Genomic DNA, 25394 nt, shown 5'->3' on the forward strand with positions numbered 1-25394 from the left:
ACTGCGCACATGCCGCTGGGCCCATTCACCCCGCAACCGCCTCCGGTCGCGATGCCGACCGCACGGAGCTGTCCCTTCGATCCGCCGGACGAACTCCTGTCCTTCCGCGACCAACCGGATCCACGCCGCCTCCTCTACCCCGACGCCCACCTGGGATGGCTGGTCACCGGCTACTCGTCGGCCCGGAAGATCCTGGCCGATCCGCGCTTCAGTGCCCGTTCGGAGCTGAAGCGGGTGCCGGTCAGCCGCCCCGGAGCCGACCCGTTCATCGGTCGACCAGCACTGCCCGGATGGTTCGTCGACATGGACCCGCCGGACCACACGCGCTACCGGAGGCTGTTGGCAGGCCAATTCACCGTACGCAGGATGAAAGAGCTTCGTCCCGGGATCGAGCGAATCGTCGAGGAGCATCTCGACGTGATGGAGCGCTGCGGGCCCTCCGCCGACTTGGTGGCGAGCTTCGCGCTGCCGGTGCCGTCCCTGGTGATCTGCGAACTCCTCGGAGTTCCCTACAGTGACCGCGCCGCATTCCAGCACAACAGCACCGTTTTGTTCAGCCTTGAAGCGAGCGCGGACGAGGCCGTCCGGGCGATGGAGGCGCTTACCGGCTTCCTGGTCGACCTAGTCCGCCACAAACGCCGTCTGCCGGAAGACGACGTGTTGAGCGCGCTGGCGACCGACAGCGGTCTTGGCGACCTCGAGGTGGCGGGAGCCGGCGTGCTGTTGCTAACCGCAGGCCACGAGACGGTCGCGAGCATGCTCGGTCTCGGCACCTTCGCGTTGCTGAGCCACCCGGCACAACTGGAGGCGTTGCGCGGCGATCCCGAACTGATCGACGACGCGGTCGAGGAACTTCTCCGATACCTCACGATTTTCCACTTCGGCGTGCCGCGGATGCCCTTGGAGGATGTCGAGGTGGACGGACAGGTGTTCCGAGGCGGCGAGAGCGTAACCCATTCACTCGCCACCGCGAACCGCGACCCCCGGCGTTTCGAGGAACCGGATGTCCTCGACATCGGGCGAACCCCCCTGAGTCATCTCGCCTTCGGGCACGGAGTGCACCAGTGCATCGGCCAGAACCTGGCCCGGCTGGAGATGCGTGTCGGTTACGCGGCACTGCTCCGACGCTTTCCCCGGTTGCGCCTGGCGGTGCCGGCGGCGAACGTGCGGCTCGCCGACGACGCGGGCTTCTACGGCGTGCACGAGCTTCTGGTCACCTGGTAGGGCGCCCGGCACGAGAGAGCGGAACAAGACTTGGTATCCACGTGGACTCGGATCTGTGCGTCGGAGCCGGGCAATGCGCTCGTGTCGCGAATGACGTCTTCGACCAGTCCGATACGGACGGCGTGGTCCTCCCGCTACAGGAACAACCTCCGCCGGAACTGCTCGAAACCGTACGGGAGGCCGTATCGCGCTGCCCGACGGGAGCCATCCGCACGACCGAAACGTAAAGGGGCCGCGCCCCCGTGAGTGTCCCGAAGAACGAGGTAGGAATGACCGCTGACATCGTCGCCCCCGATGAAGGATTCATGGCGCTGCTGACCCGTTGCCTACCGTCGCGCGCGCGACGGGCCGGGTTGGAACCGGAGGACACGCTGGAGGCCCTGGGAGCGGACTCGCTGGCGATCGTCGAACTGATCGTTGTCTTGGAGACCGAATACGACGTCGTCTTCACCGACGACCTCCTCATCCCCGAGACGTTCGAGTCCGTGCGCTCCCTGGCCGATGCCGTCGCACGCTTGAGGGAGCCTGCGGACGGGAGTTTGCCTTCGTCGTCGTAACGACCACCGACGACTCCGAGGCGGAACAGCCTGGGGCACGACCCGTGCGGGAAGACTGCGTGGCGCGGCATCTGTACTGCGCCCGATCTGCAAACAAGGAAGGTCAAATGCCCGGAAGGAACGAATCGGATGCCGAGGGGTGGGTACCCGTCCTCAACAGCCGCGGGCAGTACTCGGCGTGGCCCGCGCACCGCCCGCTCGCAGCCGGGTGGACGGTGATCGGCATGGCGACAAGCCGTACCGACGCGATATCCGCGGCGCCCGGGGGTGTCCGCGGTCCGCGCCCACCTCGCCTGCCCGGCCCGTGTTCCCAAACCCCGAGGCGCGGGCCCCGGACGGCCACCCGGCGCCAAGAATAGACACCGGGCACCCCGCTACGACGTCGGCAAGACCGTCAAACGCCCCGAGACCATCAAGGCCATCGGCAAGCCCGGAAGATCTTGGTAGATAAAGAACAAGACGTCGCCTCCACCCACGTTGCCGGTCGGCTGTTGCTCCTGCGGTGGGGTCGGCCGGCCGCCGGCGCCCGGGGAGCCGTCCGGGGCGCTGCCGCAGGCGGCCGGCGCGACGGCAAGCAGGGGAACCGCGGCAGCGCCCAGCATGCGCGGGTGCGGGTGTTCATCGGGCGTTCACCTGCTCCGCGAGTTTGCCCTTGCGCAGGTTGAGGATGCGGTCGGACTGGGCTGCCAGCTGCTGGGAGTGGGTGACGACGACCACGCACTTGTCCTGCTGGTGGGCGAGGTCGCGGAAGGTGTCGATGATGCCCTGGGCGGTGTCCTCGTCGAGGTTTCCGGTGGGTTCGTCGGCGAAGAGGATGTCGACGTCGCAGGCGAGGGCGCGGGCGATGGCGACGCGCTGCTGCTGGCCGCCGGAGAGCTGCATGACGTTGCGGGTGGCCATCGCTTTGTCGAGCCCGATGTTCTCCAGGAGCTGCAGGGCTCGCGCCTTGCGGCTGCCGGTCGCGGGCTTCGCGCCGGTGATCTCCATGGCGGTGGTGACGTTCTGGAGGGCGGTCATGTAGGTGAGGAGGTTGTACTGCTGGAAGATCGTGGCGGCGTGCTTGTTGCGGTAGCGGCCGAGGCCGACCTCGGTGAGGTCCTGCCCGTTGAAGCTGATCGTGCCCTTGGTGGGGGTGTCGAGGCCGCTGGCGAGGGAGAGCAGGGTGGTCTTTCCGCAGCCGGAGGGGCCCAGGATGGTGTAGAAGGTGCCGCGTTCGAAGGCCTGGTCGACGTCCCTCAGGACCGTGGTCCTGCGGCGCTGGTCGGAGTAGGTGTGGCTGATTCCGGCCAGGTGCAGGACGGGCGGGGCCGTGGTGGCGGTGGTCATGGCGGGTCACTTGCCCTTCGTGAGGATGGTGCGGGGACTCAGCCGCAGCACGGACGCGGCCGGGATGACGGTGGCGAGGAGGCCGATGCCGAGGCCGACGCCGCCGACCGTGGCGAGGTCTGCCGGGTCGAGCGCGACGGTGATCTTGTCGATGGGGTCGGCGTTCTCGACGGGCTTGTCGTTCGGGTCGATGCCCTGGTCGAGTCCGGTACTGCCGAGCGCCGGGGGCTTCCAGGAGCCGAGTTTCCGCTCGGCGGCGGAGGCTTCCTTGCCGAGCAGTGCCTGGCCGGCGCTCTGGGTCAGCTGCGGGGCGAACAGGGAGCTCACACCGATGGCGATGACGGCGACGGCCACGATCTCCAGGACCTGCTGGGCGATGAGCTTGCTCTTCTTCTCGCCCATCGCCAGCAGGACGCCGTACTCCGTGCGGCGCTGCTTGACGGCGAGGTTGACCAGGAGGGCGAGTACGGCCGCGCCGGCGAGGCCCATCAGCCACATGGCGACGGTGGCCGTCGAGCGGATGCTCTTGAGCGGGCCCGTCATCTGCTGGACGGCCTTGTCGTTGGCGTCCAGCTTGAAGCCGGCGAGCGCCGAGCCCGCGATCCGCTTCGCCTCGCTCCTGAACGCGTCCTGTACGTCCGCGTCCTGGAGGAGGAACGTCGCCTTGCCGACCTTCCTCGGCCCGTTGCCTTGGGAGCCGAGCGCGGAGAGGCCGCCCACCGATCCGTAGAGCATGTTGGCCGGGCTGACGCCGTACTCGGCGTCGGCGTCGGTGGTGGGGCGCGGGTCGCGGTAGATGCCGCCCAAGGTGAACTCGCCCGTGGTCTTCTCGTCGTTGCCGGTGAGAGTGATCTTGTCGCCGACCTTGAGGCCGTTCTGCTCGGCCAGCCGCTCCTCGATCAGGAGCTGCTTCTTGTCCTTGTCGGCGGCCGTGATGTGGCCACCGGACACGAGGGTGGACTTGCCGCTGCGGAAGTCGGGCAGCAGTGAGGAGTCCAGGACACCCATGCCCACGGTTCCGCCGGGACCCATGGGGTCTTTCGGCCCGCCGTCGACCAGCTTGTTCTTGCCCGTGAGGAGTGCGCGGTCCCACATCGAGTAGGTGTACTTCTGCACCTGGGGCAGGGATCCGATCTTGTCGACGGTCGCGGCGTCGATGCTCGGTGCCTGGAGTTGTGCCGCATTGCCCATCTGGCTCATGTCCACGTCGAGGTTCATCTCGGCGCCCACAGAGCGTTTGGCGTCCTGTTCCGCCCGGGCCGTCGCGCCGTTGATCAGGACGCCTGCCAGCACCATCACAGAGATGACGAGGAAGGTGGCGAGGGTGATCAGGGTGCGGCCCTTGCGGGCCCACAGGCTGAGCCCTGCGCGTTTGACGAAGTTCATGGGGATCGGCTTTCTCGGTCCGTGCCGGCGGTTGACTGTTCGGTGTCGTGGGCCGGCTATTCGGTGTCGGTGAGGATGGATCGGGGGTGCAGGCGCAGGATTCCGATGCCGGGGATGACGGTGGAGACCAGGGAGATCCCCAGCGCGATGCCAGCGACCTTGCCGACATCGGCCGGCTCGACCCGTACGGTGGGCGGAGCGATCTCGGTGTCCGGGGCGCGGGCCGCCGATACCGGCTTGTCGTCCTGGTGGGCGAGGAGCGCCTCACCGGCGCTCTGCCCCGCCAGCGAGCCGGCCAGTGCGGCGAGTGCGACGGCGGGCAGGGCCACGGCCGCCACCTCCACGGCGTGCTGGCCGATGAGCTTCCATTTCTTCTCGCCCATCGCGAGCAGCACTCCGAGCTCGGAGCGGCGCTCGCGGATCTGCAGCATCACGATGAGGCCGAGGATGAGTGCTCCGGCCAGGGCGATCACCCAGACGAGCAGTCCCGCGAACGTGCCGACGCGCCGGATGGGCAGGACCTGGTCCTTGTACGCCTTGTCGTTGACGCGGAACTCGAAGCCGCCCTTGCCCAGGAGCCTCTCGGTCTCGGCGTGCAGCTGCCGCGCCTGGTCCGGCGAGCCGATCTTCAGCACGGCCTCGCGGACCGTCGCGGTGCCGGAGCTCAGTTTCTGCGCGGTGCCCACCAGGACGTACAGCCTGTTGCCGGGCAGTTCATGCGGCGGCGTCCACATCGTCGGATCCTGGGCCGGGTCCTGGAAGATGCCGACGACCGTCACAGGCATCGTGTGCTTGCCGTCCGCCGACCGCACCTGGAGGGTGTCGCCCACCTTCAGGCGGTTCTTGTCGGCCAGGCGCTGCTCGATCACCGCGACGTCGCGGCCCGCATCCTCAGGGGTGATACCGCGGCCTGCCGTGAGCTTCGTCGAGCCGTACGAGAAGGGCAGCAGCATGCCCGAGTCGCGCACGCCGTTCACGGCCAGCGCGCCCTTCTCCTTCTCCCCGTCCGCGGTACCGCCCGGCTCCGGAACACTCGACGCCAGCGGCGTGAAGCCCTGCGCGCCGGCCCGCACCGCGAGCTCCGCGTTGTAGCGGTGCACCGGGCCCAGGGCGCCGAGCCGGTCGGCCAGGGCCGGGGTGAGACCCTCCTTCCTGACCGTCACATCGACGCCGATGCTGCGCTGCGCGTCGGCCTCCTGCCGGGCCGCGGCGGCCTGCAGCAGGAAGCCGCCGAGGAGAAGGGCGCAGATGACGAGGAAGATCGCGAGCAGGGCGGCGGTCTTGGATTTTCTGGCACCCAGGCTCGTCCCTGCGCGTTTGACGAAGTTCATGTCCCAGACGAAACCAGTCTGCTGCTTGCAGGAAGATAAGCGTGTTACAGCGGCATAAGGACCCCTCCCGCACGTCCGGCCTTCAGATGCCGATCACCTCGCGGCCCGCGCTTCCGCGTCTTTATCCGGCTGCAATCGTGATCTTGGTTTCCTGGAGTCATGAGAATCCTGGTAGCCGAGGATCACCGCGTTCTCGCCCGCACCATCGCCACCGGTCTTCGCCGCCAGGCGATGGCCGTCGACATCGCCGCCACGGGCGACGAGGCCGAGCGGATGTGCCTACTCACCGCCTACGACGTACTGGTCCTCGACCGCGACCTGCCGGTCATGAGCGGCGACGAGGTGTGCAGACGGCTGCGCGAGCTCACCGACCCGCCGCGGATCCTGATGCTCACGGCGGCCAGCGAGCTCACGGACAAGATCTACGGCCTCACCGAGCTCGGCGCCGACGACTACCTGGCCAAGCCCTTCGACTTCACCGAACTCGTCGCCCGGGTGAGGGCACTGAGCCGGCGCGCCCCCAAGCCGCCCCCCGCCGTGCTCAGCTTCGGAAACATCACCCTCGACGAGACGCGCCGCGAGGTGTCCGTGGACGGAATGCCGCTGGAGCTGTCCCCGAAGGAGACCGCGGTCCTGCGCCTGCTGATGCGGGCCGGCGGGGCACCGGTGGCCCACGACGAGATCGTCCGCACTGTCTGGGACGAACACCTCGACACGCGCACCGGCGTGGTTCGCACCACCGTCAGCCGCCTGCGCGGCAAACTCGGCGACTCCTGCCTGATCCTCACCGACAAGGGAGAGGGGTACCGGCTGTGCGACTGACCCCCCGGGCACTGCTGAACAGGCTGCCCTTCCGCACCCGCCTGGCCCTGGCCTTCTCCGGGCTCTTCCTGCTCACCGGCATCCTCCTCCTCGCCTTCGTCGTGGTACTCGCCCGCTATGGAACTGCCCAGCAGGTCCAGGGCATCTCGGTCACCTACGAAGACGCGCCCGGCGGGCAGACGACACCCTTCGAACCCGTACGCCCCACCCGGCCGGACCAGATCCCTGAACCTCCGAGTGACGTCGCACTGATCCAGAAGATCGACCAGACCGTGCAGGCCGTCCAGGACACCGCTCTGCGCCAGATGGTGGTCTGGTCCGCGGTCGGCCTCCTCGTCCTGGCCCTCCTCGCCGGGCTCCTCGGCTGGTGGCTCGCCGGACGGGCGCTGCGTCCCGTCGCGTCCATGACCGAAGCCGCCCGCCGCATCAGCGAACAGAATCTGCACCAGCGACTCGCCCTCACCGGCCCCGACGACGAACTGCACCGCCTCGCCGACACCTTCGACACCATGCTCGACCGGCTTGAGCGGTCCTTCGAGAGCCAACGGCGCTTCGTCGCCAACGCCTCCCACGAACTCAAAACTCCCCTCGCCGTCCAGCGCACCACCCTCCAGGTCGGCCTCGCCGACCCTCTGCCCGACGGCCTCACCGGCGTCCGCGAGGACCTGCTCACCGCCAACCGGGAGGCGGAACAGCTCATCAACTCGCTCCTGCTGCTGGCCCACAGCGACCGCGGACTGGAGAAGACCGAGCCCGTGGACCTTACGGCCACCACCCGGCTCGTGACCGCCGAACTCGCCCCGCTCGCAGCCGAAACCGGCCTGCGTCTCGACACCGACACCGACTCGGACACCGGCACCGGCACCGGCACCGCCGTCCCGCTGTTCGTTCCCGGTGACCCGGTCCTGCTGCGCCACCTGCTGACGAACCTGATCCGCAACGCGATCCAGTACAACCACCCCGGCGGCCACGTCCTCGTACGGCTCGATGCGTCCACCGTGACGGTGACCAACACCGGCCCCCGCATCCCCGCTGACCGCATCCCCGACCTCTTCGAGCCCTTCCGCCGCCTCGACGCAGACCGCACCGCCACCACCGGCCATGGCCTGGGACTCTCCATCGCCGCCTCCATCGCCCAGGCCCACCACGCCACCCTGACGGCGCGCCCCGGCCCGGGGGGCGGACTCACCCTCACCCTGTGCTTCCCCTGAGCGCCGGCAAGGCCAGCGGATTGCCTTCCTCACGGCCGTGGGGCCACCGGAACAGCCGGTGACGCCGAGATGAAGCGCAGGCGGGCCAGCAGTTCCGTCTCGCTCATCGCCATCCGCAGAGACCCTTCGGGGCCGGCCCGACACTGGACCAGGCCAGGCGCCAGATCCGGCACTACGGCCTCGATTCCGACCCGCAGGCCGTGCTGGTCGCGGTGCGGCTGATGGCCGCCAGCGCCCGGCTCGGCCAGGCGAGCGAGGTTCATTTCTCCCGGTTCGGGAATCGCAGACTGCTACGCGCGAACCCGACTCCATCCAGGCCTACGTCTCCGCCCACCTGCAGCAGTCGCAGGAATTCGACGTCCTCATCGACGACGACCGTGCTCGCGAAGCAGCCGACCTAGTCGGAATCAAGATCGACGGCGACGAACTCGTCGTCACCCTGGTGCACTGCAAATACTCCTCCGAGCCGACCCCTGGCGGCCGGGTGGCTGACTTGTACGAGCTGTGCGGCCAAGCCGTCCGCGGAGCGAAGTGGCGGCAGAACCACCTCGGCCCGCTCCTGAACCATCTGGACCGACGCGCAAGAAACTTCCTCGCCCTTTTCCCGGGCCTCGGCCGTACGCGGGTCACCGGGGCCGAACCGGCGCTCGGCCGCGGCGACGACCCTGAGGCAGAGGGTCTCCGCCTCCCCCCGGCGGCCCTGATGGTGCAACATCGCGGCGAGGCTGCTGAGGCTGTGCAGGGTATCGGGGTGGTCGGGGCCGAAGAGGTTCGTACGGCTCTCCACCACGACGAGCATGAGCGCCTCGGCCTCCGCCGCCCTGCCCGCGCCGTGCAGCACCGAGGCCAGGTTGTTCTGCGCCAGCAAGGTGTCCGCGTGACCCGGGCGGGTACGCATCCGCTCCTCCACCACGCAGCGGTAACTCCGCTCCGCCTCGTCCCACCGCCCCAGGTCGGCGAGTACGGCGGCGTGGTTGGCCCGTGCGTCCAGGCTCAGCGGGTCGGCGGGCCCGTAGAGCCGGGCGGCGTCCCGTGCCACCTGGCCGTACAGGCGCTCCGCCTCCTCCGGCAGACGCAGCGCGCGGCAGGTGGCCGCCAGGTCGTTGCGGCTCCTCAGGGTGTCACGGTGCTCCAGTCCCAGGACCCGCTCACGGCCGGCCAGTGCCTGGCGGGCCAGCCGCTGGGCCTCCTCGGGCCGGTTGCGCCGGAGCGCCAGGCGGGCCAGGTGGGCGAGGCTCCTCAGGGTCTGGGGATGCTCCTCTCCCGAGGTGCGCCCGTACTCCGTCCACACCGTCCGCATCAGTGCGTCCGCCTCCGCCAGTTCGCCCAGTGTCTCCAGCGACTGGGCCAGGTAGGACGTTGCGGCCAGGGTGTCCGGATGGCCGTGCCCGAGGACGGTCCGGCGGCCGGCCACGACGTGGCGCAGGAGGTCCACCGCCTCGCCCGCGGAGGCCTGCCGCCACAGCACTTCGGCCAGTTCGTAGGCCGCGGTGAGGGTTTCGGGGTGGCTCTCGCCCTTCTGTTCCCGGGCGGCGCTCAGCGTCCAGCGCGCCATCGCCTCCGGCGTCATCCGGAGCTTGACGTCAATGACGGGGATCCCGTCGGGCCCGTCATAGGTCGACATGCTGTACGAGGCGCCCCCGCCCAGTTCCCTTGTCTGCGGAGCGTGTTCGGCGACCTCGCCGGCCGTCCCGTCCCCCACGCCCTCCGCGGACCGCGACCCCAGCCCCAGTCGCCGCCCCAGCGAACGCCATCCACCGCTCATCGTCCGGTCCCCTCCGTCGTACGGCCCGGGTCGTCCCCCATGGTGGCGCAACGACCGCCGCGGGGACAGACAAGACACCCCCCTTCGCCCTCGCCGGAGCCCCGCCCCTGCTCCACGTTGCCTGTCACGGTTCGGCCGGCACCGACCCGACCGCTTCGGCGCTGCGCCTTGCCCCCCGACACGGACGGGCCGGAGGGGAACCGGGCCATCCGGGCCCGTCCCGGGACAGGAATCCGGCCGGAGCGGGTGCGTGAACCACCGGCCGCGGCCGGGTGGATCCGCCGTGAACTGACGTGCAGGGCCGATGGATCGCGCCCGGGGTCTTGCGCGACACCCTGTTCCGTTTCTACTCTCTCCGCCAATGGTTAGGAACCATTCCTAACTATTGGCCGAGAGGCCTCCCCGGCCGCTCCCCCACTCGTGCAGCACCCACCCCCGAGGACGCCCGATGTCACGAGCACATCAACAACCTTCCCCGCACAGGGGCCGTCGCCGCCCCCACTGGCACAGCCCGCTGGCGGGCTTCGCCGCCCTCGCCGCCGCCATGGCCGGCCTCACCGGCCTCAGCGCCCCGGCCGCGACGGCCGCCGGAACCGGAGTCTCGGCCGCGGCCCCCGCCGCGGCCGCCGCCGCGGTGCTGGTCTCGACCGGAAAGCCCACGAGCGCCTCCTCGGTCGAGGCGAGCGGCTTCGAGGCGGGCAAGGCCGTGGACGCCAACGCCGCGACGCGCTGGGCCAGCGCCGAGGGCGTGGACCCGCAGTGGATACGCATCGACCTCGGTGCGGCGCACACCATCAGCCGCGTGAAGCTCGACTGGGAGGCCGCGTACGGGAAGACGTACGCGATCCAGACCTCGAACGACGGGACGAACTGGACCGGCGTCTATTCCACCAGCACCGGGAACGGCGCGACCGACGACCTGACGGTCACCGGAACCGGCCGCTACGTCCGCATGCACGGCACCGCGCGGGGCACCGCGTACGGCTACTCCCTCTGGGAGTTCGAGGTCTACGGCTCCCCGGTCTCCGGCGGCTCCGACACCACCCCGCCGAGCGCTCCCGGCGGTCTGCGTTCGACGGCCACCACCGCGAACAGCGTCTCGCTGGCCTGGAACGCCGCCACCGACAACGTGGGCGTCACCGGCTACGACGTCTACCGGGGCGCCACGCGCGTCGCAGCGGCCACCGGAACCTCGTACACGGACACCGGCCTCACGGCCTCCACCGGCTACGGCTACACGGTCAAGGCACGGGACGCGGCGGGCAACGCCTCCGCGGCGAGCACCGTGCTCAACGTCACCACCCAGCCCGCGAACGGCTCCGGTCCGGCAGTTCCGTTCGGCAGCCACACCCGCCCCTACACCGCCGGGACGCTGAAGCCGACCGGCGCCCAGGGCACGCTCGACCAGAAGACCATCGACTACTACACCACCTGGAAGTCGGCGTTCGTCCGGCAGAACTGCGGCAACGGCTGGTACCAGGTCATCTCCCCCGATGCCGACCACCCGTACGTGGCGGAGGCCCAGGGGTACGGCATGGTGATCGCCGCGACGATGGCCGGCGCCGACCCCGACGCGAAGAAGATCTTCGACGGTCTGACCAAGTGGACGATCGACCACCCTTCGGTGATCAACCCGGACCTGCTCGCCGCGGAACAGGACACCGCCTGCCGGAGCGTCAACGGCGGTGACGGCGCCACCGACGGCGACATGGACGTCGCGTACGGGCTGCTCCTCGCCGACAAGCAGTGGGGCAGCGCGGGCACGTACAACTACAAGGCCCTCGCCATCAAGCACATCAACGCGATCAAGAAGGACGAGCTGAACCCGTCCACCAACCTGCTCAAGCTGGGCGACTGGAGCAGCTCCGGCGACCAGTACTACTACATCTCGCGCACCTCGGACTGGATGGTCGACCACTTCCGGGCCTTCAAGGCGGCGACCGGCGACGCGGCCTGGGACACCATCCGCACCGCGCACCAGAACCAGATCACCAGCCTGCAGGCGTCCTACGCGCCGAACACCGGGCTCCTGCCCGACTTCGTCGTCAACACCAACACCACCCCCAAGCCCGCCCCCGGTCAGGTCCTCGAGGACCCGAACGACGGCGCCTACTGGTGGAACGCCTGCCGGACCCCCTGGCGCATCGCGGACGACGCGGTGACCAGCGGGGACGCCAAGTCCCTCGCGTCGGCACGGAAGCTCAACAGCTGGATCAAGGCCAAGACCGGCGGCGACCCCAACAAGATCGCCATCGGCTACAAGCTCGACGGCACGCAGATCTCCTCCGGGAGCGAGGCGGCGTACTTCGCCCCGTTCGCGCTGGCGGCCATGACCGACCCGGGCAGCCAGGTCTGGCTGGACGCGCTGTGGAACAAGATGCTGGCCGCACCGGTCGACACCAGCAGCTACTTCTCGGCGAGCATCCAGCTCCAGGTCATGATCACCGCTTCCGGGAACCACTGGGTCCCGTAGACCGCGTGGGAGTTGCGGGTACGGCCGCGCCGCCCGGTGCGGCCGTACCCGCGGGTCAAGCGGCGGCCGACGGCTCCTGGCGGCCCGCGTCGTTGACCAGGGCCACGATCAGCGCGGCCGTCGCGAACACCAGCGCCCCTCCGGTGAAGGCCCGGGTGTAGCCGTACGTCATGGCCTCCTGGGCCCGGGCCACCAGCTCGGTGTCGTAGGTGCGCAGACCCGAGAAGTAGGCCTCGTCGGCGCGCGGCAGGCGCTCGCCCGCGAACGCCGTCGACAGGGCGCCCAGACCGGCCACCCCGAGCGCCCCGCCGATCTGCTGCGCGGTGTTGAGCAGGCCCGAGGCGCTGCCCGAGTCGTTCTCGTCGACTCCGCGCACCGCACCGAGGGTCAGCGGCACGAAGGCGCAGCCGAGTCCCGCGCCGGTGACGAACATGGCGGGCATCAGCACGGCGGCGTACGAGGAGTGCGGCGTCAGGGTGCCCAGCCAGAGCATGCCCGCCGCGGCGACCACCAGTCCGGGTGCGGCCACCAGCCGGGGCGCCAGCCTGACCATGAGCTTCGAGCCGATCGCGGCCATCATGCCGATGCCGGCGCTGAACGGCAGGTAGGCGAGCCCGGTCCGCACCGCACCGTAGCCGAGCACGTGCTGCATGGAGAGGGTGAGGAAGTAGAACGTGGAGAACATGCCGAGGCCCGCGAGGAACAGGGCCGCGTAAGTACCCGCGCGGTTGCGGTCCTTGAGGACGCGCAGCGGGAGCATGGGATGCTCGATGCGGGACTGGCGCAGCAGGAACAGGACGAGCAGCAGCGCGGCGGCGGCGAAGCAGCCGAGGGTGACCGCGTCGGCCCAGCCCTCCTGTCCGCCGCGGGTGACCGCGTACACCAGGGACAGCAGGCCGGCGGTGCCGGCCGCCGCTCCCGAGACGTCGAGCTTGCCCTGGGACCGGTCGGCCTCGTCGAGCACCGTGGTTCCGGCCAGTACGCCGATCCCGATGGGGATGTTCACGAGCAGCACCCAGCGCCAGTCGAGGTACTCGGTGAGGACGCCGCCGAGGATCAGGCCGACGGTCGAACCGGCTCCCGCCATGGCGGCGTAGGTGCCCATGGCGCGGTTGCGTTCCCGGCCCTCGGGGAAGTTGGTGGCGATCAGCGCGAGCGCGGTGGGCGCCGCGATGGCGGCGCCCACGCCCTGGAGCACCCGTGCGCCGATGAGGAGTCCCGCATCGGGGGCCAGCCCGCCGAGCACCGAGGCCAGTACGAAGAGGGCGATGCCGAAGCGGAACACCCTGCGGCGGCCGAAGAGGTCTCCGGCCCGGCCGCCGAGCAGCATCAGTCCGCCGAAGGTGACCGCGTAGGCGTTCACCACCCAGGCGAGGTTGCCGGCGGAGATCTTCAGGCCGCTCTGGATGCTCGGCAGGGCGATGTTCACGATGGTCGCGTCGAGCACCACCATCAGCTCGGCCGCGGCGATGACGAGCAGGGCCAGGACCGGACGGCGGCCGGCCCCGGCCCGCTCCGGGGCGGCCGTCCCGGGAGCCGGGACGGCCTGCGCTTCGAATGACATGGGGCCTCCGTAAGTTGTCAGGTGGCCCGGGAGGGCCGGATGTGGCTTATGGGGCCCTGCCTTCAATGGCTTCCCTGGAGTGGCCGTCCGGCTCTCCGGGGCGCCCCGACCTGGGGCCGGCACCTCACATGGATGGGCGACGGGTTCGGTTACCGTGGGTGTCCTCGTCCTCGTGACGACTCCACGGCAGGGGCCGACGGATTCAACTGAAGGAAGATTCATGCTTGTTCGCGCGACGAAGGGCATAGCCGTCGCCGCCACCGGGCTGCTCGCCGGCGCCTTCGGCTACGGAGCGGTCAACCTCGGACCGACCTTCTGGGAGGTGCCGCTGGACATGCGGCTGTCCTTCCACGCCGAACTGATGAAGATGAACTCTCCGGTGATGCTGTCCGCGATGGCGGTCGCCGGGGTCAGTTCGCTGGCGCTGGCCCTGCAGACGCGCGGCCGGGAGCGGGCGCTCGCGGCGGGCGCGACCCTGCTGGTGGGGACGTCCTTCCTGGTCACCCGCTTCGGGAACGTGCCGATCAACGGGCAGATCAAGGTGTGGGCCACCACCTCCGCGCCGGCCGACGTCCTCGAGATCCTGCACCGCTGGGACATGTTCAACCGCATCCGCACCTCCACGGCCCTGGTCGCCCTCATCCTGCTCGTCATCACCGCGGTGGCGCCCCTCCAGGGCCGGCGGGAGGCCGGGCCGACGCCTTCCTAGAGGCCCTTCAGCTGACGGTCGAGCGCCCTCTCCGACGCCGTCAGCGACTGTTCCCGGGGCATGCGTTCGGGGTGCCCCGGCGGGAGTCCCCGCAGGGGCCCCGGGCGGCCGTGGGGAGCGGGCAGGACGTCCGGGGCGTCGGGGATGCAGAACTGCGTCGCGCCGTAGACGGTCAGCGCGTCCACGCAGAAGCGCAGGAGGCGTTTCACCCACACGGGGATGAGCACGGGCACGGGCACGGCCGCTCAGGCCGAGAGCCGGTCGGACAGGTGAAACACCGTGTCGTCGGCGAGCACGGTCTGGTGGGCCATGCGCAGTTCCAGACCGGGTTCGATGCCGAGTTCCTCGATGAGCAGCTCGCGGGTGCGGCGGTAGGAGGCCAGGGCGTCGCCGCTGCGGCCGCTGCGGTGGAGGACCACCATGAGCCGGGCGCAGAGCCCTTCGCTGAGGGGGTGCTCGGCGACCAGCCGGCTGAGCTCGCCGACCAGTTCCAGGTGGCGGCCGAGCCGCAGGTCCAGGTCGATGCGGCGCTTGAGCGCGGTCATGCAGGCCTCGTCGTACTGCAGGGCGGTGCCCGAGAGCGCCGAGCTGTCCCGCAGGCCCTCCAGCGTCGGGCCGCGGCGGAGGGCCAGGGCTTCGCGGTACTGGTTCAACGCGAGTTCGTGGTGGCCCGCCCTCTCCGAATCCGCGGCCAGTGCGCACAGCCGGTCGAAGCAGACGGTGTCGAGGATGCCGTCGTTCACCTGGAGCTGGTAGCCCGGCGCCCGGGTGCGCAGGGTGCACCAGCGGCCGTCGAGGTCGTGGCGGATCAGGAACTTCCGGAGCTGTGAGACGTACACGCGCAGGGCGGCGAGTGCGGTGGCCGGCGGGCGGTCGCCCCACAGCTCGCGGATGAGCGCCTCGTTGGACACGGTCCCGTTGGGCCGGACCAGCAGCGTGGCCAGGAGCTGGCGCAGTTTGCGCTGTGGCAGCAGCACTTCGACCGAGTCCACCATGATCTCCAGTGGCCCCAGCAGCCGTAGGGCGACCCTGCGCGGGGTGAGGTCCTGCACGCCGCACGGCACCGGCCGTTCCATGGTGGCGGTCATGCCGGCACCTCCAGTCGAGGATGGGCGCTGCGGAAGAAGGTCAGCGGCTGCTCCTCGCGCAGGAGGCCCAGGTCGACGACCTCGCCGATGACGATCACGTGATCGCCGCCCGGGAACGTGGTGTGCACCCGGCAGTCGAGGAAGGCCAGCGCGTCCCCGAGGACCGGGGAGCCGGTCGCGCCGGGGGCGTGGGCCAGTTCACCGAAGTCGGCGGTGTCGCGGCGGGCGAAGTCGCGGCACAGGGCGGCCTGGTCCGAGGCCAGGATGTTGACGGCGAAGGCGCCCGAGGCCTGGATGGCCGCCAGGGCCCGCGATTCCCTGTGGACACAGACGAGCACCAGCGCCGGGTCGAGCGAGACCGAGGTGAACGAGTTCACCGTGACCCCCACCGGCCCCTCCCCGTCCCCCCGGCAGGTGATGACCGCGACACCGGTCGGATATCGCCCGCACACTTCCCGGAGCACTCGCGCCTCCACGACCTTGATATCCCTTTCCTCGGCTTTCGAAACGGTCAAGCTCTCCACGTATTCCCCCTATGAAAGACTGCGCGCTCCCTTCGCCGGAGAGAATTCGGACTCCGGAGGCAGGGCATTGCAGGTACCCGACCTTAACGATGCGAGGTTGACGCCGCCTACGGCCCAAAGGACGAGGCGGGGCGTACTTTCGTCCGAAGGTCCCGTACCGGAGCATGGCTACCCGGCGCTCGACCGCTGGTCACAGACGTGCGGCCGCGCCCGTCCCGGTCCTTGCGGGAACGCCGACTGGGCAATCTGGGAGTGCCGGGAGCACGTACCGGCGGACTGGCACCACCCCGGCGCCCCTCGGCCCCGCACCACCCGCAATCCGCCGGAGGCCTTTCTCCCGGCGGCTTTTCCCCGCCCTCATCCGCGCTTTACCCCGCCGGGTGATTCTGATGTGGCCGCTCACCGGGCGGCCGAACTTGGAACGGAAGGAAAGTGAATGCGCAGCACTCTTATCGTGGCTCGCATGAAGCCGACCGCCGCAGCTGACGTGAAGCGCATCTTCGCCGAATCCGATGCCGGCGAGCTTCCTCATCTGATCGGTGTGAAGGAACGCAGGCTGTTCCGGTTCCACGATCTCTACCTGCACTACATCGCCTCCGAGGAGGACGTGCGCGGCCCCATCGGCGAGCTGACGGGTCACGAGCTGTTCGCGGATGTCAGCGACAAGTTGAGCCCGCACATCGCCGCCTACGACCCGGTGACCTGGAGCGGTCCGCGGGACGCGATGGCCCACGAGTTCTACACCTGGCGCGCGGAGGGCTGAGAGGGCTCGCCGCCCGCGCGTCCGGGCAGCGACGGCGGCGTCGCCGTTGGGGGGAACCGCACCGCCGGTGCGGAACAACGAGAGGAGACTGGCATGGCCAGCGAACGCATGACGAAGATCGTGGCGAAGGACGTCGAGTCCAACCGGCGTCGGGGCGGGGACCTGCGCACGCTCCTGAGCCCGGCCAACGCGGGTGCCACCGCCGGCTTCATGGGGGTGCTCACCCTGGAGCCCGGCGAGGTCGTCACCGAGCACTACCACCCGTACTCCGAGGAGTTCCTGTACCTGGTCAGCGGGGAGCTGCTGGCGCGGGTCGACGGGGAGCCCGTCGTGCTCTCCGCGGGCGAGGCGCTCCACCTGAAGATCAACGTGCGTCACCGGCTCGAGAACCACGGGGCGGAGCCCGCCTTCCTGGTCTTCCAGCTCGGCCCGCTCGCACCCCGCCCCGAGCTCGGCCACGTGGACACCGAGCCCCTGCCGGGCCAGGAGGCGGTGTGAGCCCCCGCAGGGCCGTCGTCACCGGGATCGGGGTGGTGGCGCCGGGGGGCATCGGTACCAAGGCCTTCTGGAAACTGCTGACCGACGGGCGTACGGCCACCCGCGCCATCTCCCACTTCGACGCCTCGGACTACCGCTCCAGGATCGCGGCGGAGTGCGACTTCGACCCCGCCGCGGCCGGCCTGAGCCCCCGGGAGGTCCTGCGCATGGACCGCAGCGCGCAGTTCGCCGTGGTCGCCGCGCGGGAGGCCCTCGAGGACAGCGGGGTGGACACCGACGAGATCGCTCCGCACCGCATCGGCGTCTCGATCGGCAGCGCGGTGGGCTCCACCGTCACCCTCGAGCAGCAGTACGTCCGGGTCAGCGACGGCGGCAGCCGCTGGGTGGTGGACGCCGCCGATCCGTACCCGCACCTGTACGGGGCCCTGGTGCCCGGCACGCTCGCCGCCGAGGTGGCGTGGACGGCCGGGGCCCAGGGGCCGGTCCGGGTGGTGTCGACGGGCTGCACCTCGGGGCTCGACTCCGTGGCGCAGGGCGCCCAGTACATCGAGGACGGCACGGCCGACGTCGTGCTGGCCGGCGCGACGGACGCGCCCATCTCGCCGATCACCGTGGCCTGTTTCGACGCGATCAAGGCCACCTCGCCCAACAACGGCGACGCCGCTCACGCCTCGCGCCCCTTCGACCGGGACCGCGACGGCTTCGTGCTCGGCGAGGGCGCGGCGGTGCTGATCCTGGAGGAGGAAGGGTTCGCGCGCCGCCGTGGCGCCCGGATCTACTGCGAGGTGGCGGGCTACGCGCAGCGCAGCAACGCCTTCCACATGACGGGCCTGCGCCCGGACGGCAAGGAACTCGCCGAGGCCGTACGGGTGGCGCTCGGCCGGGCCCGGCTGGACGCCCGGGCGGTGGACTACGTCAACGCCCACGGGTCGGGCACCCGGCAGAACGACCGGCACGAGACCTCCGCGCTGAAGGTGTCGCTCGGCGAGCACGCGTACGCGGTGCCGGTGAGCTCCATCAAGTCGATGGTGGGCCATTCCCTGGGCGCGATCGGCGCACTGGAGCTCGCGGCCTGCGCCCTGGCGATCGAGGAGAACACGATCCCGCCGACCGCCAATCTCGAACACCCCGATCCCGAGCTGGGGTTGGACTACGTACCGAAGACGGCCCGGGAACAGCGGACCGACACCGTCCTCAGCGTGGGCAGCGGCTTCGGCGGCTTCCAGACGGCGATGGTCCTGACCGCGCCCGGACGGACGGTGCGCGATGCCTGACACCGCGACTTCCGTCCGCCGGGCGGTCGTCACCGGGATCTCCGCGGTGGCGCCGGGCGGCGTGGGGGCCAAGGCCTTCTGGGACGGGGCGCTGGAAGGGCGCAGCGAGCTCGGCCCCGTGACGCACTTCGAGGCGGACGGGTTCCCGGTCCGGGTGGTCGGCGAGGTCTTCGGTGATGTCACCCTGCCGGGGGTCGACCCCCGGCTGGCCGTACAGACCGACCGCTGGAGCCAGTTCGCGCTGCTGGCGGCCGAGGAGGCGCTGGCCGACGCGGGGGTGCGGCCCGAGGCCTACTCCCCGTACGACCTCGGGGTGATCACGGCTTCCTCCTCCGGGGGGAACGCCTTCGGGCAGCGGGAGATCGCGGCCCTGTGGTCCAAGGGGCCCCGGCACGTGGGCCCGTACCAGTCGATCGCCTGGTTCTACGCCGCCACGACCGGCCAGCTCTCCATCCGGCACGGCATGAAGGGGCCCTGCGGGGTCACCGTCGCCGAGCAGGCCGGCGGTCTGGACGCGATCGGCCAGGCCCGCCGCGCCCTGCTGCACGGCGACGCCAAGGTCATCCTCACCGGCGGCACCGAGGCGCCGCTGAGTCCGTACGCCCTGACCTGTCAGACCGCCTCCGGGCGGCTGAGCGGCAGCGACGACCCCGAGCGCGCCTATCTGCCCTTCGACGCGGCCGCGTGCGGGCACGTACCCGGCGAGGGCGGCGCGATCCTCGTGATGGAGGACGAGGACAGCGCTCGCGAGCGCGGCGCCGACGCCCCCTACGGCGAGGTCGCCGGGTACGCGGCCACCTTCGACCCGGCGCCCGGCACTTCGGCGGGCGGCGGCCCCACCGCGCTGCGCCGCGCCGTCCGGACGGCCCTCGCGGACGCCCGCGTCCGGCCGGCGGACATCGACGTGGTCTTCGCCGACGCGGCGGGCACACCCGAGCTGGACCGCGCGGAAGCACGCTGCCTCGCGGAGGTGTTCGGGCCGCACGGGGTGCCGGTCACGGCCCCCAAGGCGCGCTACGGACGGCTGTACGCGGGCGGTGCGCCGCTCGACGTGGTCACCGCCCTGCTCGCCCTGCGCGAGCAGGTGATCCCGCCCACCGGACCGGGTGCCTCCGCGGACCCCGCCCACCGGATCGACCTCGTCGCGGAACCCCGTGAGGCGCGTCTGCGCACCGCGCTGGTGCTCGCCCGCGGGTACGGCGGCTTCAACTCCGCGCTCGTCGTACGGACGGTCACCCCGTGACCGCCACACCCGATCTCGATCACGTGCTATCGGAAGGATCCCTCTCCATGACCGTGTCACCCCTCTCCCAAGAGGCCCTGTCCCAAGAGCCTCTCTCCCAAGAGGCCCTGTCCTACGAGGACTTCCTCGCCGTCGTCGAGCGGTGCACCGGGGTCGCGGCGCAGACGCTGCGGTCCGCCGACCCGGCCGCCACCATCGACGACCTGGGCGTGGACTCGCTGGGTCTGATCAACGTCCTCACCGAGGTGGAGAACCGCTACGACATCCGGCTGGACGCCGACGGCATCGACCGGCTCCCGGCGATCCACGCGCTGATCAACGAGGCGCTGCGGCCGGCGGGGGCCCGTACCGAGAACCAGATCGTCATCGACGCCCCGCTCGACCTCGTGTGGGACGTGACCAATGACGTGGCCGGCTGGCCGGACCTGTTCAGCGAGTACGCCTCCGCCGAGATCCTGGAGCAGCACGGCGACACCGTGCGCTTCCGGCTGGCCCTCCACCCGGAGCCCGACGGGAAGGTCTGGAGCTGGGTCTCCGAGCGCGTCATGGACCGTGCGAACCGGACCGTCACGGCGCACCGCGTCGAGACCGGCCCCTTCGAGTTCATGAACATCCACTGGTCCTACCGGGAGACCGGCGCCGGTGTGGAGATGCGCTGGGTGCAGGAGTTCCACATGAAGCCGCAGGCGCCCCTCGACGACGCCGGCATGACCGACCGCATCAACACGAACTCGAAGATCCAGCTCGCGCTCATCAAGGAGCGGCTGGAGGCGGCGGACCGCTCCGACGCCGGCTCGGCGGCGGCGCGATGAGCGGCGACGGCTTCGGACTCAAGGGCAAGCACGCCCTGGTCACCGGCGGTGCCCGGGGCATCGGGCGGGCCACGGTCCTGGCGCTGGCCGCACAGGGCGCGGCGGTCACGGCCTGCTACGTCAACGAGAGCGAGCAGGTCGAGTCCCTGCGGGCCGAACTGGACGACCTGGGCGCCCGCGGCACGCTCGTGCGCGCCGACATCTCCGACCACGAGGAGGCCGGCCGGCTGGCCGCCGAGGCGCACGCCCGGTACGGGGCCGTCGACGCGGTGGTCAACAACGCCGGCGTCATCAGCCACCTCCCCCTGCGCGACCTGCCGCCCGCCGAGTGGCAGCGCGTCCTCGACACCAATCTGACCGGTATGTACAACGTGATCCGCGGAGTGCTGCCGTACGTCGCCGAGACCGCCTCGATCGTCAACATCAGCTCCGCCGTGGCCCACCACGGCATGCCCGCCGCGGCCCACTACGTGGCCTCCAAGGCCGGGGTGATGGGGCTGACCAGGGCGCTGGCCAAGGAATTGGGCCCGCAGGGCATCCGCGTCAACTGCATCGCCTCCGGGCTGATCGAGACGGACCAGATGAAGGCCGTCACGGCCGAGGGGAAGGCCCGCTACGAGCAGATGATCTCGCTTGGCCGGCTCGGCCGCCCGGAGGAGATCGCCGACGTGGTGCTGTTCCTCGCCTCGCACGCGGCCCGCTACGTCACCGGGGCCACGCTCGATGTCGACGGCGGCATCTGATCCGGAAGGAGACCGTGCCCCCGTGCTGCGCACCGTGCTGGAGATGACGGTCCGGGAGGGCCGCGAGGAGGAGTTCCGCGCGGCCTGGCAGGAGACGGCCGAGGAGGCCGCGCGGCTGCCGGGCTCCGTCACCCAGGCCCTCCTGCGGGATCCGCGCCATCCCCGTACGCACCTGATCATGGCCGACTGGGCCGACCGGGCCGCCCTGGAGGCCTTCCAGAACAGCTCCGAGAGGGAGCGGCTCAGCGCCCGGCTGGAGCCGTTCCGCGAGAACGCCCGCAAGCGCGTGCTGGAACTCGTCCAGCGCGTCCCCACCACCCCGCCGTTGAAAGGTGATCCGTCGTGACCGTACGCGTCATGGTTTCCGCCCGTGTCGAGGAGAAGGACCAGGAGGCCTTCGAGGAGGCCTACCGCCAGGTCACCTCCGTGGTCCGGGGCACCCCCGGGCACCTCCGGGACGAGCTGCTGCGCGACGCGGAGCAGCCCGGCCGCTACATCCTGCTCGCCGAGTGGGAGAGCGAGGAGGCGTTCCGCACCTGGGAGGACGCTCCGTCCCACCGGGAGATGGCGGCGCCCATGTTCCCCTACTGGAGCGGTGGCGACATCGAGCGGCGGATCTTCGATCTGCGCGCCCGGCTCGACAGCGTGCCGTCCCACACCTGAGCGGACGGCGACCATGGCGACCATCCGCAAGGCCCTGGTGATCGGCGCCGGCATCGGCGGGCTCACCACCGCGGCAGGCCTGCTGCGGCAGGGCATCGAAGCAGAGGTGTTCGAGGCGCGTCCCACTCCGGGACGGCTGCTGACCGGTGGCGGCTTCATGCTCTGGCACAACGCCGTCCTGTCCCTGCGCAGGCTCGGGCTCGGGCTCGACGAGGCCGTCGCGGCCGGTTCGGTCCGCATGCGCTTCCACGAGTTCCGCTCCGACTCCGGGCGCCGTCTGGCCCGCTGGCACCTGGACGGGCCGACCGAGCGGGCCGGCGCTCCGGCGCTGGCCCTGCGCCGCTCCCACCTGCACACGGTGCTCACCGGGGCGGTGGGCGAGCACCGCATCCGGCTGGGCAGCCGGCTCACCAGGTACGCCCAGGACGCCGACGGGGTCACCGCCCACTTCGAGGACGGCTCCTCGGCCCGTGGCGACGTACTGATCGGCGCGGACGGACTGCGCTCCACGGTGCGCGCCGCGATGCGCGGCGGGTTCGAGCCGCCGCCGCGGTACGCGGGCTACACGGCCTGGCAGGCCATCACCCGGCTGCCGGGCGAGTCCGTGGTGCCCACCGGCACCTTCTTCAACCTGTGGGGCAAGGGCGGCCTGCGCTTCCTGTACTGCCGGCTGAACGAGGACGAGGTCTACTGGGACGCCATCACCAGCGACCGGGCGACCGCCGGCATCGACACGGTCCGCCACACGCGGGGCGCGGCACTGGCGGCCGCGTACCGGGACTGGCCGGAGCCCATCGGCAGGATCATCGCCTCGACCGACGAGGAGGCGATCCTGCCGGTGAGCATCCACGACCGTCCGCCGGGCGGTGGCTGGAGCGACGGCCGGGTCGTGGTCATCGGTGACGCCGCCCATCCGATGACGCTCAACCTCAGCCAGGGCGCGGGCCAGGCCATCGAGAGCGGCGTGGTGCTCGCCGACCTGCTGGGGCGGGCCGAGCCGGACGCGATCCCGCAGGCCCTGCAAGCCTTCGAGGAAGCCCGCAGGGCGCGGGCCGCCGACATGGTGACGGCCTCGTGGCGCATCGGCACGCTCGGGCTGGCCCACAACGGGCCGCTGTGCCGCATCCGCGACGCCGCGATGTACACGTTCTTCGACTCGGTGGCCAAGGGCCAGAGCTACTCGCTCATGCTGGACGGCCGGTTGCAACGGGCACCCCTGCGCACGGCCGGGGCACTCGGCCGCGGGTCGGGGTGAGGTGCCCGTGCTGGCCGCCGCCCTGGCCACCGCCTTCGTCCTGTGCACCGGGGTGCTGGCGGGTGCGCTGATCGCCGTGGAACGCGCCATCGTCCCCATGCTGTCGGGCCTGCCGCGGCAGACCTGGTCAGAGGTCCACCGCGCCCTGGACCCCGGCTTCGACCCGCTGATGCCGACCGTCAACAAGGTGGCCCTGGCCGCCGGGCTGGGGCTGTCGTTCCTGGCTCCGGGAGCCGGGGCGAAGGCCGCGTTCGCCGTGGCCCTGGCCGCGGTGGCGGGCGTCGCCCTGGTGTCGGAGCTGCGCAACGTACGGATGAACCGGCGGATCGACGCCTGGGCCGAGGCCCGGGAGATCCCCGGGGGCTGGGACCTCCTGCGCGCCCGGTGGGCTCGGGCCAACCGGCTGCGTACGGCCTTCGCCGTCCTGGCGTTCTGCGCGGCGCTCGGCGGCTGCTGGCTGGCGTGGGCCTGAGTGCCCCGTGCCTCCTTCCCGAACGACCCGACGCCTACGGCGAGTACTACGACGCCAACGCCAACGACGCCGCCTACGACTACGACTACGACGACGACTACGAGGAGCAGAACTGGTGAATCCCGCAGCCGAGCACAGCCGAGACGAGGCCTCCGCACCGGAGTTCGCGGGCCGGGTCGCGCTGGTGACCGGCGCCGGCCGGGGCATCGGCGCGGCCACCGCGCGGATCCTGGCCGCCCGGGGCGCCCGCGTGGCGGTCAACTACCACAAGAGCGCAGACCGGGCTCAGGACCTCGTGGACACGATCCGCAGGAGCGGAGGAGAGGCGGTGGCGCTCCAGGGCGATGTCACCGATCCCGGCCAGGTGGCCGCGCTGGTCGCCGGCGTACGGGCCGAACTGGGCCCGATCGACGTCCTGGTGCTCAACGCCGCCGGTCTCGATGCCCACGAGGCGCGCATCGCCCCCGCGGCCGAGCTGGCCTGGGGGGACCTGGAGCACGTGGTCACCCGACAGCTCAAGGCGCTGTTCCTGACCACGCAGGCGGCGCTTCCCGACATGATCGCCCGGGGTGCGGGCTCCGTGGTGGCGGTGGGGGCGGCGCTCGCCCGCCGGCCCGCGCCGCGCTTCCTGCCGCTGTCCGTGGCCAAGGCCGGGGTGGAGGCCGCCGTACGCACGCTGGCACTGGAGGTGGGTCCGCTCGGCGTGCGGGTCAATGCGGTGGAGCCCAACCTCATCCTCACCGAACTCGCCCGGCACATCCCCGAGGAAGCCCGCCGGGCCGCCGCCGACCGCTCCGCGCTGCGGCGCAACGGAACCCCCGAGGACATAGCCGAGGTCATCGCGTTCCTCGCCTCCGAGCGCGCCTCGTACCTCACGGGCAGCTGCCTGGTCGCGGACGGCGGCACGGCCCTGGCCTGACCGGCTGGTGCCCGCGGGGCCCGGGCCGTCGCCCCCGGCCCGCTTTTCCTCTCCTTTATCAGCCCCTTTGCCGGCGCTGATTGCCTGTCAGAGAACTGCCCAACGAAGGGAACGAACGATGCCGAGTACCGAATCGAAGACCGAATCGACGACCGAGGCGACGACCGAACGCAAAGTCGTCAGCCGGGACGAGGTGGAGCCCGTCTGCTGGTTCGGCGAGGAGGGCCGGTTCCTGCTCAAAAAGGAGGACACCGGCGGGCTCTACAGCTTCTACCAGATCACCACCCGGCCGGGCAGCGGTCCGCCGCTGCACGTCCACGAGACCGCCGACGAGGCCTTCTTCGTCAACAAGGGCACCTACGAGTTCGAGGTCGGCGGGGTCACCGAGACCATCACCGAGGGCACCGTGATCTACGGCCCGCGCGGGGTTCCGCACCGTTTCCTCAACGTCGGTGACGAGCCGGGCCAGTTGCTGGTCATCGCGACCCCCGGCGGCGTCGAGAACTTCTTCATCGGGCTGTCCGAGCTCGTCTCGGGCGGGGCCCCGGACTGGAGCAAGATGCAGGAGCTCGCCAACGCGAACCAGATGCGCGGGTTCACACCGCCGCCCGGTGCCCGCGGTGACGTGGGCGGCCCGCCGGCCGGAATCCGCCGCGGCGCCGGCGGTCCGCCCGCCGTGCACGGAACACGGGGCTGACGCAGCCCGAACATTCCGAACCAAGGGCCGGCCCCCAGCCGGCCCGCAGGATCCCCGGCCGGGGTGGCGCGACTT

General features: G+C 71.0%; 28 protein-coding genes and 4 pseudogenes. 24 read left to right on the top strand and 8 right to left on the bottom strand.

Features of this window, described 5'->3' with window-relative positions:
• Positions 1-9 precede the first annotated feature (9 nt).
• From ACIQV3_RS09780 to ACIQV3_RS09800, 5 genes and pseudogenes are all read left to right on the top strand, one after another.
• Positions 10-1224: a cytochrome P450 gene (locus ACIQV3_RS09780; RefSeq protein ID WP_403711487.1), complete on the top strand. Its 1215-nt coding sequence runs from the start codon at positions 10-12 to the stop codon at positions 1222-1224.
• Positions 1218-1451: a ferredoxin gene (locus ACIQV3_RS09785; RefSeq protein WP_403711648.1), complete on the top strand. Its 234-nt coding sequence runs from the start codon at positions 1218-1220 to the stop codon at positions 1449-1451. Before ACIQV3_RS09780 ends, ACIQV3_RS09785 begins: the two co-directional genes overlap by 7 nt.
• A 42-nt stretch (positions 1452-1493) precedes the next feature.
• The gene (locus ACIQV3_RS09790; protein WP_403711489.1) at positions 1494-1781 is read left to right on the top strand and encodes a phosphopantetheine-binding protein; all 288 of its coding nucleotides are present in this window, start codon (positions 1494-1496) and stop codon (positions 1779-1781) included.
• Between the two features lie 107 nt (positions 1782-1888).
• Positions 1889-2017 (top strand): annotated as a pseudogene (locus ACIQV3_RS09795) (MbtH family NRPS accessory protein); the annotation flags it as partial.
• 37 nt (positions 2018-2054) lie between these two features.
• Positions 2055-2228, top strand: a pseudogene (locus ACIQV3_RS09800) (transposase); the annotation flags it as partial.
• Positions 2229-2399: 171 nt separating this feature from the next.
• Here the strand turns inward: ACIQV3_RS09800 and ACIQV3_RS09805 are convergent.
• The 3 genes from ACIQV3_RS09805 to ACIQV3_RS09815 are packed head-to-tail and all read right to left on the bottom strand — an operon-like array spanning position 2400 to position 5824.
• Entirely contained in the window at positions 2400-3107 is a 708-nt protein-coding gene (locus tag ACIQV3_RS09805) for an ABC transporter ATP-binding protein (RefSeq protein ID WP_403711491.1), read from the bottom strand.
• Between the two features lie 6 nt (positions 3108-3113).
• On the bottom strand, positions 3114-4493 hold the full coding sequence (locus tag ACIQV3_RS09810; protein ID WP_403711493.1) for an FtsX-like permease family protein: 1380 nt from the start codon (positions 4491-4493) through the stop codon (positions 3114-3116).
• A 56-nt stretch (positions 4494-4549) separates the two neighbouring features.
• Complete coding sequence (locus tag ACIQV3_RS09815; protein WP_403711495.1) at positions 4550-5824, bottom strand: ABC transporter permease; 1275 nt, start codon at positions 5822-5824, stop codon at positions 4550-4552.
• A gap of 159 nt (positions 5825-5983) precedes the next feature.
• Here ACIQV3_RS09815 and ACIQV3_RS09820 point away from each other — a divergent pair, with 159 nt between their 5' ends.
• From ACIQV3_RS09820 to ACIQV3_RS09830, 3 genes and pseudogenes are all read left to right on the top strand, one after another.
• A complete protein-coding gene (locus ACIQV3_RS09820; RefSeq protein WP_403711497.1) occupies positions 5984-6646 on the top strand; it encodes a response regulator transcription factor in 663 nt (220 codons plus the stop codon).
• On the top strand, positions 6637-7857 hold the full coding sequence (locus ACIQV3_RS09825) for a sensor histidine kinase (RefSeq protein ID WP_403711499.1): 1221 nt from the start codon (positions 6637-6639) through the stop codon (positions 7855-7857). The genes ACIQV3_RS09820 and ACIQV3_RS09825 overlap by 10 nt, the downstream gene beginning before the upstream one ends.
• A 143-nt stretch (positions 7858-8000) precedes the next feature.
• Positions 8001-8135 (top strand): annotated as a pseudogene (locus ACIQV3_RS09830) (MarR family transcriptional regulator); the annotation flags it as partial.
• Between the two features lie 119 nt (positions 8136-8254).
• On the opposite strand, the gene ACIQV3_RS09835 reads toward ACIQV3_RS09830, so the two are convergent.
• Positions 8255-9622 (bottom strand): tetratricopeptide repeat protein, encoded by a 1368-nt coding sequence (locus tag ACIQV3_RS09835; protein WP_403711501.1) that lies wholly within the window; start codon positions 9620-9622, stop codon positions 8255-8257.
• 448 nt (positions 9623-10070) lie between these two features.
• Here ACIQV3_RS09835 and ACIQV3_RS09840 point away from each other — a divergent pair, with 448 nt between their 5' ends.
• Complete coding sequence (locus ACIQV3_RS09840) at positions 10071-12095, top strand: glycosyl hydrolase family 8 (protein WP_403711503.1); 2025 nt, start codon at positions 10071-10073, stop codon at positions 12093-12095.
• Between the two features lie 55 nt (positions 12096-12150).
• On the opposite strand, the gene ACIQV3_RS09845 is transcribed toward ACIQV3_RS09840, so the two are convergent.
• Positions 12151-13659, bottom strand: coding sequence for an MFS transporter (locus ACIQV3_RS09845; RefSeq protein WP_403711505.1), 1509 nt, complete (start codon positions 13657-13659; stop codon positions 12151-12153).
• A 220-nt stretch (positions 13660-13879) separates the two neighbouring features.
• Here ACIQV3_RS09845 and ACIQV3_RS09850 point away from each other — a divergent pair, with 220 nt between their 5' ends.
• A complete protein-coding gene (locus ACIQV3_RS09850; RefSeq protein ID WP_403711507.1) occupies positions 13880-14368 on the top strand; it encodes an anthrone oxygenase family protein in 489 nt (162 codons plus the stop codon).
• Here the strand turns inward: ACIQV3_RS09850 and ACIQV3_RS09855 are convergent.
• From ACIQV3_RS09855 to ACIQV3_RS09865, 3 genes are read right to left on the bottom strand one after another with little or no spacing between them, the layout of a single operon-like run.
• Positions 14365-14577: a DUF6059 family protein gene (locus ACIQV3_RS09855; RefSeq protein WP_403711509.1), complete on the bottom strand. Its 213-nt coding sequence runs from the start codon at positions 14575-14577 to the stop codon at positions 14365-14367. The two genes, ACIQV3_RS09850 and ACIQV3_RS09855, sit on opposite strands and share 4 nt — an antisense overlap.
• A 36-nt stretch (positions 14578-14613) precedes the next feature.
• Positions 14614-15456 carry a BTAD domain-containing putative transcriptional regulator gene (locus ACIQV3_RS09860; protein ID WP_403711511.1) on the bottom strand — a complete coding sequence of 281 codons (843 nt, stop codon included), beginning with the start codon at positions 15454-15456 and terminating at the stop codon, positions 14614-14616.
• Positions 15453-15980, bottom strand: coding sequence for a flavin reductase family protein (locus ACIQV3_RS09865; protein ID WP_403711513.1), 528 nt, complete (start codon positions 15978-15980; stop codon positions 15453-15455). Before ACIQV3_RS09865 ends, ACIQV3_RS09860 begins: the two co-directional genes overlap by 4 nt.
• Positions 15981-16416: 436 nt before the next feature.
• Between ACIQV3_RS09865 and ACIQV3_RS09870 the strand changes: the two genes are divergently transcribed.
• The 14 genes and pseudogenes from ACIQV3_RS09870 to ACIQV3_RS09935 all read left to right on the top strand — a co-directional run bounded on the left by ACIQV3_RS09870 (position 16417) and on the right by ACIQV3_RS09935 (position 25319).
• Positions 16417-16743: a TcmI family type II polyketide cyclase gene (locus ACIQV3_RS09870; protein WP_403711515.1), complete on the top strand. Its 327-nt coding sequence runs from the start codon at positions 16417-16419 to the stop codon at positions 16741-16743.
• Positions 16744-16836: 93 nt separating this feature from the next.
• Positions 16837-17241: a cupin domain-containing protein gene (locus ACIQV3_RS09875; protein WP_403711517.1), complete on the top strand. Its 405-nt coding sequence runs from the start codon at positions 16837-16839 to the stop codon at positions 17239-17241.
• A complete protein-coding gene (locus ACIQV3_RS09880; RefSeq protein WP_403711519.1) occupies positions 17238-18515 on the top strand; it encodes a beta-ketoacyl-[acyl-carrier-protein] synthase family protein in 1278 nt (425 codons plus the stop codon). The genes ACIQV3_RS09875 and ACIQV3_RS09880 overlap by 4 nt, the downstream gene beginning before the upstream one ends.
• Positions 18508-19758, top strand: coding sequence for a ketosynthase chain-length factor (locus tag ACIQV3_RS09885; RefSeq protein WP_403711521.1), 1251 nt, complete (start codon positions 18508-18510; stop codon positions 19756-19758). The genes ACIQV3_RS09880 and ACIQV3_RS09885 overlap by 8 nt, the downstream gene beginning before the upstream one ends.
• 47 nt (positions 19759-19805) lie before the next feature.
• A pseudogene (locus ACIQV3_RS09890) lies at positions 19806-20060 on the top strand (acyl carrier protein); the annotation flags it as partial.
• 24 nt (positions 20061-20084) lie between these two features.
• Entirely contained in the window at positions 20085-20570 is a 486-nt protein-coding gene (locus ACIQV3_RS09895; protein ID WP_403711650.1) for an SRPBCC family protein, read from the top strand.
• Positions 20567-21313: an SDR family oxidoreductase gene (locus tag ACIQV3_RS09900; protein WP_403711523.1), complete on the top strand. Its 747-nt coding sequence runs from the start codon at positions 20567-20569 to the stop codon at positions 21311-21313. The genes ACIQV3_RS09895 and ACIQV3_RS09900 overlap by 4 nt, the downstream gene beginning before the upstream one ends.
• Before the next feature lie 22 nt (positions 21314-21335).
• The gene (locus ACIQV3_RS09905) at positions 21336-21659 is read left to right on the top strand and encodes an antibiotic biosynthesis monooxygenase family protein (RefSeq protein ID WP_403711525.1); all 324 of its coding nucleotides are present in this window, start codon (positions 21336-21338) and stop codon (positions 21657-21659) included.
• Positions 21656-21976: an antibiotic biosynthesis monooxygenase gene (locus tag ACIQV3_RS09910; RefSeq protein WP_250745227.1), complete on the top strand. Its 321-nt coding sequence runs from the start codon at positions 21656-21658 to the stop codon at positions 21974-21976. The genes ACIQV3_RS09905 and ACIQV3_RS09910 overlap by 4 nt, the downstream gene beginning before the upstream one ends.
• Before the next feature lie 13 nt (positions 21977-21989).
• Positions 21990-23231, top strand: coding sequence for an FAD-dependent monooxygenase (locus ACIQV3_RS09915; RefSeq protein WP_403711528.1), 1242 nt, complete (start codon positions 21990-21992; stop codon positions 23229-23231).
• Positions 23232-23238: 7 nt separating this feature from the next.
• The gene (locus tag ACIQV3_RS09920; RefSeq protein ID WP_403711530.1) at positions 23239-23703 is read left to right on the top strand and encodes an anthrone oxygenase family protein; all 465 of its coding nucleotides are present in this window, start codon (positions 23239-23241) and stop codon (positions 23701-23703) included.
• The gene (locus ACIQV3_RS09925; RefSeq protein WP_403711532.1) at positions 23694-23822 is read left to right on the top strand and encodes a hypothetical protein; all 129 of its coding nucleotides are present in this window, start codon (positions 23694-23696) and stop codon (positions 23820-23822) included. Before ACIQV3_RS09920 ends, ACIQV3_RS09925 begins: the two co-directional genes overlap by 10 nt.
• Positions 23819-24622 carry an SDR family NAD(P)-dependent oxidoreductase gene (locus ACIQV3_RS09930; protein WP_403711534.1) on the top strand — a complete coding sequence of 268 codons (804 nt, stop codon included), beginning with the start codon at positions 23819-23821 and terminating at the stop codon, positions 24620-24622. Before ACIQV3_RS09925 ends, ACIQV3_RS09930 begins: the two co-directional genes overlap by 4 nt.
• A gap of 118 nt (positions 24623-24740) precedes the next feature.
• Positions 24741-25319, top strand: a complete 579-nt coding sequence (locus ACIQV3_RS09935) for a cupin domain-containing protein (protein ID WP_403711536.1) — start codon at positions 24741-24743, stop codon at positions 25317-25319.
• The last annotated feature ends 75 nt before the right edge of the window (positions 25320-25394 follow it).

Source organism: Streptomyces sp. NPDC099050 (assembly GCF_044759865.1).
Lineage (GTDB): Bacteria > Actinomycetota > Actinomycetes > Streptomycetales > Streptomycetaceae > Streptomyces.

Bases quoted from the DNA above. Each gene is read 5' to 3' on its own strand.
- ACIQV3_RS09835 (WP_403711501.1), bottom strand. From the start codon at position 9,622: ATGAGCGGTGGATGGCGTTCGCTGGGGCGGCGACTGGGGCTGGGGTCG.
- ACIQV3_RS09815 (WP_403711495.1), bottom strand. From the start codon at position 5,824: ATGAACTTCGTCAAACGCGCAGGGACGAGCCTGGGTGCCAGAAAATCC.
- ACIQV3_RS09860 (WP_403711511.1), bottom strand. From the start codon at position 15,456: ATGACCGCCACCATGGAACGGCCGGTGCCGTGCGGCGTGCAGGACCTC.
- ACIQV3_RS09850 (WP_403711507.1), top strand. From the start codon at position 13,880: ATGCTTGTTCGCGCGACGAAGGGCATAGCCGTCGCCGCCACCGGGCTG.
- ACIQV3_RS09935 (WP_403711536.1), top strand. From the start codon at position 24,741: ATGCCGAGTACCGAATCGAAGACCGAATCGACGACCGAGGCGACGACC.
- ACIQV3_RS09885 (WP_403711521.1), top strand. From the start codon at position 18,508: ATGCCTGACACCGCGACTTCCGTCCGCCGGGCGGTCGTCACCGGGATC.
- ACIQV3_RS09870 (WP_403711515.1), top strand. From the start codon at position 16,417: ATGCGCAGCACTCTTATCGTGGCTCGCATGAAGCCGACCGCCGCAGCT.
- ACIQV3_RS09820 (WP_403711497.1), top strand. From the start codon at position 5,984: ATGAGAATCCTGGTAGCCGAGGATCACCGCGTTCTCGCCCGCACCATC.
- ACIQV3_RS09805 (WP_403711491.1), bottom strand. From the start codon at position 3,107: ATGACCACCGCCACCACGGCCCCGCCCGTCCTGCACCTGGCCGGAATC.
- ACIQV3_RS09810 (WP_403711493.1), bottom strand. From the start codon at position 4,493: ATGAACTTCGTCAAACGCGCAGGGCTCAGCCTGTGGGCCCGCAAGGGC.
- ACIQV3_RS09840 (WP_403711503.1), top strand. From the start codon at position 10,071: ATGTCACGAGCACATCAACAACCTTCCCCGCACAGGGGCCGTCGCCGC.
- ACIQV3_RS09900 (WP_403711523.1), top strand. From the start codon at position 20,567: ATGAGCGGCGACGGCTTCGGACTCAAGGGCAAGCACGCCCTGGTCACC.
- ACIQV3_RS09875 (WP_403711517.1), top strand. From the start codon at position 16,837: ATGGCCAGCGAACGCATGACGAAGATCGTGGCGAAGGACGTCGAGTCC.
- ACIQV3_RS09780 (WP_403711487.1), top strand. From the start codon at position 10: ATGCCGCTGGGCCCATTCACCCCGCAACCGCCTCCGGTCGCGATGCCG.
- ACIQV3_RS09845 (WP_403711505.1), bottom strand. From the start codon at position 13,659: ATGTCATTCGAAGCGCAGGCCGTCCCGGCTCCCGGGACGGCCGCCCCG.
- ACIQV3_RS09790 (WP_403711489.1), top strand. From the start codon at position 1,494: ATGACCGCTGACATCGTCGCCCCCGATGAAGGATTCATGGCGCTGCTG.
- ACIQV3_RS09915 (WP_403711528.1), top strand. From the start codon at position 21,990: ATGGCGACCATCCGCAAGGCCCTGGTGATCGGCGCCGGCATCGGCGGG.